The 3,908-nt window shown below is 74.7% G+C and carries 4 protein-coding genes; 1 reads left to right on the forward strand and 3 read right to left on the reverse strand.

The annotated features are described in order from the left end of the window. Positions 1-2: 2 nt before the first annotated feature. Positions 3-1,007: a WYL domain-containing protein gene (locus E1264_RS41205; protein ID WP_132182787.1), complete on the reverse strand. Its 1,005-nt coding sequence runs from the start codon at positions 1,005-1,007 to the stop codon at positions 3-5. Next, positions 1,004-2,035 (reverse strand): WYL domain-containing protein, encoded by a 1,032-nt coding sequence (locus E1264_RS41210; protein WP_132182789.1) that lies wholly within the window; start codon positions 2,033-2,035, stop codon positions 1,004-1,006. Before E1264_RS41210 ends, E1264_RS41205 begins: the two co-directional genes overlap by 4 nt. A gap of 160 nt (positions 2,036-2,195) precedes the next feature. Between E1264_RS41210 and E1264_RS41215 the strand changes: the two genes are divergently transcribed. Then, positions 2,196-3,278, forward strand: a complete 1,083-nt coding sequence (locus E1264_RS41215; RefSeq protein WP_132182791.1) for a DUF3866 family protein — start codon at positions 2,196-2,198, stop codon at positions 3,276-3,278. A gap of 3 nt (positions 3,279-3,281) precedes the next feature. Here the strand turns inward: E1264_RS41215 and E1264_RS41220 are convergent, their stop codons facing one another. Next, on the reverse strand, positions 3,282-3,812 hold the full coding sequence (locus tag E1264_RS41220; protein WP_132182793.1) for a DUF3291 domain-containing protein: 531 nt from the start codon (positions 3,810-3,812) through the stop codon (positions 3,282-3,284). Between the last annotated feature and the right edge of the window lie 96 nt (positions 3,813-3,908).

Below are 3,908 nucleotides of genomic sequence, written 5' to 3' on the forward strand. Positions count from 1 at the left end.
GCTCAGGCCAGGCCGTAACGGGCGAGGGCGCGAACCGCGTCGTCGCGGACGCCGGTCGCCAGCGGCTCGGGCGCCACGACCCGGCCCTGGTCGCCGAGCCGCAGCGCCAGGCCCCGCACCCACCGGGTGTCGGGCGTCCGCAGCACCACCCGCAGCCGCCCCTCCCCGAGCTCCTCGACCGACTCGCACGGGTAGTAGTCGGCGACCCACCGGCCCCGCGCCGTCAGCTCCAGCGTCACCGCCTCGTCCTGCGGGGACGGGCGGAACAGGCCCGCGTCGACGTCGATCGGCTCGGCGTCGTCGGGGACCTGCGCGGCCACGTCCAGCACGGCGAGGTCGGCGATGCGGTCCAGCTTGAACAGCCGCACCGCCTCCGCCCGGCGGCACCACCCCTCCAGGTAGGTGTTGCCCTCCACCACCAGCAGCCGCATCGGGTCGACGTCCCGCTCGGTGTTCTCGTCCCGCGCCGGGACGTAGTACGTCAGGTGCACGCGGCGGCCCCGCGCGATCGCGTCGCGCAGCAGCGCCAGGCCCGTCCGCTCCGGGTCGGACGACCCGGAGTAGGCGTCCACCTCCACCGAGACCTGGCTGGACACGGCCGCCGCCGCGCCCGCCGCGCTCTCCAGCTTCGCGATCACGCGGCTGAGCGCGTCGCGGTCGTCCAGTCCGGGGATCCCGGCGAGCATCCGCAGCGCCACCAGCAGCGCCGCGGCCTCGTCCACCTTCAGCCGCAGCGGCCGCGCGATCGACTCGGCCTCCGCCACCGTGATCTCCCCGCCCTCGTAGGACAGGTCGATCGGGCAGTACGGGTCGGGGGCGCGCAGCTCCACGCACCACAGCAGGTTCAGGTCGTCGATCAGCTGCTTCTCGGTCACCCCGAACGCGGCGGCGGCCTCGCCGAGCGCGACCGAGTCGCGGTTCACCACGTACGGGACGAGCGCCAGCAGCCGCCCCAGCCGGTCGGTCGACGTCGTCGCCGCGGACTTCGCGGTCGTCTTCGCGGTCATCGGCCGTTCACCGTCCCATCCGTCTCCCCGGGCGGGCCCGGCGGGTGGCCGCCGGACGCCAGCACCGACTTCAGGTGCTGGATCACCGCCTCCCGCAGGTCCGGCGGGTCGAGCACCACCACGTCGTCGGCGAACCGCACCAGGTAGGGCGCGAACCGGTCGACGTCACGGAACGTCAGGACGGCCTCGTCCCACTCCCCGTCGCCCACCGCGCCGTCCTCCACCGGGCGGACGTCGCGCGCCCACCGCCGCGGGCCCTGCGCGGCGCCGCGCCGCAGCCGCACCGTCGCCGGGCGCGGCTCGTTCACCGGGTCGCCCCAGTCGAACGCGATGCGCCGCACGTCCACCCCGTCCGGGACGGTCACCGACCCGGCCGCGCCGTCGGCCTTCACATCGCCGACGATGCGGCTCAGCCGGAACACCCGCTGCTCGTCGCGGTCCCGGTCGAACCCGACCACGTACCAGCGGCCCCGCCGCGACACCACGCCCCACGGCTCCAGGTGCCGCCGCGCCACCGACGTCCGCCCGATGCCCTGGTAGTCGAACGCGACCGGGCGGCCGTCCCGCACCGCCTCCCACAGTGCCGGGAACGCCGGGTCGTGGGTGTTGACCCGCGGCTCGATCCCCACCGCGGTCGGCACGTCGGTCTCCACCCCGGCCGCGCGGAGCTTCAGCAGCGCCCCGGACGCCGCCTCCGCCATGCTCGCCCGCTGCCACACCCGCGCCGCGAGGCCGAGCACCGCCGCCTCGTCGGGCGTGAGGTGGAGGTCGGGCAGCTCGTAGGCCTGCGGCGGGATCCGGTACCCGATCTCCTCACCGCCGCCGCCCTGCTGGTCGCTGCCGACCTCCAGCGGGACGCCGAGCTCGCGCAGCTCCTCCTTGTCCCGCTCGAACATCCGCTTGAACGCCTCGTCGGAGTCCGGGTAGCCGGGCACCGCCCGCCGGATCTGCTCCGCCGTCAGATAACGCCGGGTGGCGAGCAGGCAGACCACCAGGTTGAGCAGACGCTCGGTCTTGCGCCGCGACATACCGACCCCCTTCCCCGCCCGACACGCTACCGGACCTGGGCAGCCCGTCAGCCGGAGATCGCAGGACTTGCCGGACATCCTCCCGGGACCCGCTCCCCCGCCGCCCGGACCGGCGGCGGAGCCGCCCGCGCGCGTCCCGTCTGCATTACGGTTGGGCGCTGTGATCCGATGGCGCAAAGGCACGGTCGAGGGCATCCGGCGCGAGTGGCCCGGGGCGGTCGAGCTGACCGTCTCGATCGGGGACGACGGCACCTGCCGCGCCCTCGCCTACCCCGCCCTGGTCGGGCGGCCCGAAGCGGGAGACACCGTCCTGCTCAACACCACGGCCCTGGCGATGGGCCTCGGCACCGGCGGCTACGCCATGGTCGTCGCGGTCCCCGACCGGCTCCCGCCCGACCCGTCCGGCCCGGGCCACCTCGTCAAGGCCCGCTACACGCCGCTGCAGGCCACCGTCCTCGGCGCCGACGAGCAGGACTCCCCCCACCACGCCGTCCTCCGCGACGCCGACTCCATCGGCGGCATGCCCGTCGTCGTCGCCGACCTGCATTCCGCGCTCCCGCCGATCCTCGCCGCGCTCCTCGCCGAACGGCCGTCCACGCGCGTGGTGTACGTCATGCCGGACGGCGGGGCGCTGCCGTCGTGGTTCTCCATGTCCATCGCGCGGCTGAAGGACGCGGGCGCGCTCGCCGCGACCGTCACCGCCGGGCAGGCGTTCGGCGGCGACCTGGAGACCGTCACGGTGCACACGGGGCTGCTCGCGGCCCGGCTCGTCCTGGACGCCGACGTAGCCGTCCTCGCCCAGGGGCCCGGGAACCTCGGGACGGGCACCAGGTGGGGTTTCTCCGGGGTCACGGCGGGTGAGGCCGTCAACGCGGCCTCCGTGCTCGGCGGACGGCCCGTCGGGTCGCTGCGCGTCTCCGAGGGCGACAAGCGGGAACGCCACATCGGCGTGTCCCACCACTCCCTCACCGCGTACGGGCGCGTCGCGCTCGCCGCCGCCGACATCCCCGTCCCCGAGCTCGGCGGCGAGTTCGGCGCCCGCGTCGCCGCCGGCGCCGCCCCGCTCGGCGACCGGCACCGGCTCGTGCCCGTCGCCGTCGACGGCCTCGCGGACGTCCTGCGGGCCGCCGAGAAGGACTGGGGCGTCCGGCTGTCCACCATGGGCCGCAGGCTGGACGAGGACCTCGCCTACTTCCTCACCGCGGCCGCCGCCGGCCGCCACACCGCCGCCCTCCTCGCCTGACCGTCACGCCGCGGGGCTGGCCTCGGCTTCTTCCGCTTCTTCCGCTTCCCCCGCTTCTTCCGCCTCCGCGGCCTCTTCGGCGGTGTAGGACGAGTTGAAGGTGAACGCGCGGGGCGTCGGGCCGTGCTCGCGGATCAGGGCGAGGCGCTCCATGGCCTCCTCCACCGTCGGGACGTGACCCGCCGGGATCCACCACAGGACCTGATGCGCCTCCATGTGCCGCCGGAACCACTCCCGGCGCCGCCGCATCGTCTCCAGGTGCGCGCTGCGGTAGACGAAATCCCACAGCGGCCCCGACGACTCCCACACCGAGAAGTTGATGATCACGTCCTCGCCGGCGGGACGCATGCCGGTGGCGTCCGGCTCCCCCTCCTCGACCAGGCGCCACACGAACCCGGGCGTCGCGTCGGCGAGCGCGTTGACGGGTCCGAGGAGCGCGACGAAGCCCGCCATGCGCGGGTCGCCGAGCGGGAACCGGAGGGTGGCGACGTTGAACTGGGCCAGGTGGTACCGGGAGGGCGCATGATCGTCCATGGGCTCAGTCCAGCACGCCCCGAGCTTCTATGTCAATCTTCATTGTTTTTAGATTTCTCGGCCGCGACGCAACACCACCCCGGCCGCGGATCCATC

This window comes from Actinomadura sp. KC216 (genome assembly GCF_004348535.1).
GTDB lineage: Bacteria > Actinomycetota > Actinomycetes > Streptosporangiales > Streptosporangiaceae > Spirillospora.